The 2,165-nt window shown below is 60.6% G+C and carries 2 protein-coding genes and 1 pseudogene; 2 read left to right on the top strand and 1 reads right to left on the bottom strand.

The window, feature by feature from the left end; genetic code table 11:
* Positions 1 to 208: 208 nt before the first annotated feature.
* Entirely contained in the window at positions 209 to 484 is a 276-nt protein-coding gene (locus tag WBF74_RS07875; RefSeq protein WP_424437750.1) for a hypothetical protein, read from the top strand.
* Between the two features lie 5 nt (positions 485 to 489).
* Entirely contained in the window at positions 490 to 1,761 is a 1,272-nt protein-coding gene (locus WBF74_RS07870; RefSeq protein ID WP_424437747.1) for an NAD(P)/FAD-dependent oxidoreductase, read from the top strand.
* Positions 1,762 to 1,777: 16 nt separating this feature from the next.
* Here the strand turns inward: WBF74_RS07870 and cysE are convergent.
* A pseudogene (gene cysE / locus WBF74_RS07865) lies at positions 1,778 to 2,165 on the bottom strand (serine O-acetyltransferase); the annotation flags it as partial.

Raw genomic sequence — 2,165 nt, 5'->3', positions numbered from 1 at the left:
GCCCTTAACACGTCCCATTTGCTGCTCCCTGCCCTGCGGTTATGATTTGTTTCGATCATTCTGCCGTGCCGCACCGTCCGGGCAAAGCGGGAAAGAGCCGCACCCCTTCCACGCCACTGCATGACGTGCGCACCGCGCAATCCGTGGTATAGAGCGGCCGCGACGACAAGCGACCCGCCCGAAAGGGCGGAACGGATAAGGAGAGACTATGGCCATCGCCCTCAAGATCACCTTCGAAACCTCGCAGGCCGATCACATTCTGACGCAGCTCCGCGCCTATAAGGAGCGCGAGTTTGACCGCAACCCGCCACGCGGCTTTCTCGGCGCGGAAATCTCGACCGAAGATGACAAGGTGATCTTTCGCAGCGACTGGGAAGATGACGAGGCGCTGGAAAACACGCGCGACAGCGCCCCGTTTGAAGCCTGCCTCGATCTCTGCGAGATTCACGCGGATGATCGCAAGGACGAGAAGATCGAACTCTGACCATCATGGCATATCCCCCCTCCTACTATGCCGCCACCGCGAATGACGCTCCGCCGCCTGCTCCGCTGCAGGGAGATATAACGGCGGATGTCTGCATTGTAGGAGCAGGCTATACGGGGCTTTCTGCCGCGCTTCATCTTGCAGAACGCGGCTATCGCGTTGTGGTGCTGGAAGCAGAGCGCATCGGCTGGGGCGCATCGGGCCGCAATGGCGGCCAGCTTGGCATCGGCCAGCGGAAGGATCAGCGGTCTCTCGAAGAACGCCTTGGCCGCGACTGGGCACATCGACTCTGGGAACTTGGCGTCGAGAGCAATGCACTCGTCAAGGAACTGATCGCCCGTCACAATATTCAGTGCGACCTGAAGCCCGGCCTTCTCCATGCCGCGTGGAAGAAGGGTGATGCGGAATGGTTCCGCAGCGAAGTCGATCACATGGCGTCAGAATATGGCTACACGGCGATGCGCTATGTCCCGCGCGAAGAAATGCGCGAGATGGTTGCAACCGATTGCTATCACGGCGGCATACTCGATGAGGATGGCGCTCATCTCCATCCGCTGAACTATGCGCTGGGTCTTGCCCGCGCAGCCCGCGCGGCAGGTGTGGTGATCCACGAAGAAAGCCGCGTCACGGAGATTTCCCGCACCGACCCTGCCCTTGTCAAAACGGCAAAGGGCACGGTGAAGGCATCGCACGTCATCCTCGCCTGCAATGCCTATCTCGGTATGCTGGAGCCGCGTGTGGCGGGCATGATCATGCCGATCAACAATTTCATCCTCGCAACAGAGCCGCTGGGCGATGACGCGCGGAAACTCATCCGCGATGATGTGTGCATTCAGGATACGAAATTCGTCATCGACTATTACCGCCTCTCGGCAGATGGCCGCCTGCTCTTTGGGGGTGGTGAAAGCTACTCACCAAATCTGCCGAAAGACCTCGCCGCTTTCGTGCGCAAGCCCATGCTGCGTGTTGTCCCGCAGTTGGAAAACAGGCGCATCGACTATGCCTGGTCTGGCGCCGTCGCTATCACGCTGAAGCGCATGCCGCATTTCGGCCGCCTTGAACCCAACATTGTCTTTGCGCATGGCTATTCCGGGCAGGGCATCAACATCGCGACGCTTGGCGGCAAGCTTGTCGCGGAAGCAGTGGCCGGACAGGCCGAACGCTTCGACATCATGGCAAAGCTAAAGACGCCGCGCTTTCCGGGCGGCACATGGCTGCGCTATCCCGGCCTTGTGGCAGGCATGGTGTTTTACGCGATGAAGGATCGGCTGCCCTGAACGCGGCGGCGAGCTGTCAGATATTCCCGCCGTTCTCACCCTCGCCCTGGATCATCTGATCCATCGCATGGGCAGGCTTGTCGCACCCCGCGCAACCGACAATCTTTGCGGGCACGCCGACAGCGGTGCAATGCGGCGGCACATTCTGCAGAACCACGCTGCCCGCACCAACTCGGCTATATTCACCGACCTCAATATTGCCGAGCACTTTGGCCCCGACCGAAATCAGGACACCGCGCCTTATCTTCGGATGGCGGTCGCCCTGCTCCTTGCCCGTGCCGCCAAGCGTCACACCGTGAAGCATGGAGACATCATCTTCCACCACCGCCGTCTCGCCGATCACGATGCCGGTTGCATGGTCAATGAAGACGCTCCGCCCGATCCGTGCGGCCGGGTGAATATCA

Source organism: Parvibaculum sp. (assembly GCF_049672805.1).
GTDB lineage: Bacteria > Pseudomonadota > Alphaproteobacteria > Parvibaculales > Parvibaculaceae > Parvibaculum.
Note: the sequence above shows the minus strand (reverse complement) of the source record. Positions and strands in the feature narration are given on the sequence as shown.

Excerpts from the sequence above, each read along its gene's own strand:
- WBF74_RS07875 (WP_424437750.1), top strand. The coding sequence starts at position 209 with ATGGCCATCGCCCTCAAGATCACCTTCGAAACCTCGCAGGCCGATCAC.
- WBF74_RS07870 (WP_424437747.1), top strand. The coding sequence starts at position 490 with ATGGCATATCCCCCCTCCTACTATGCCGCCACCGCGAATGACGCTCCG.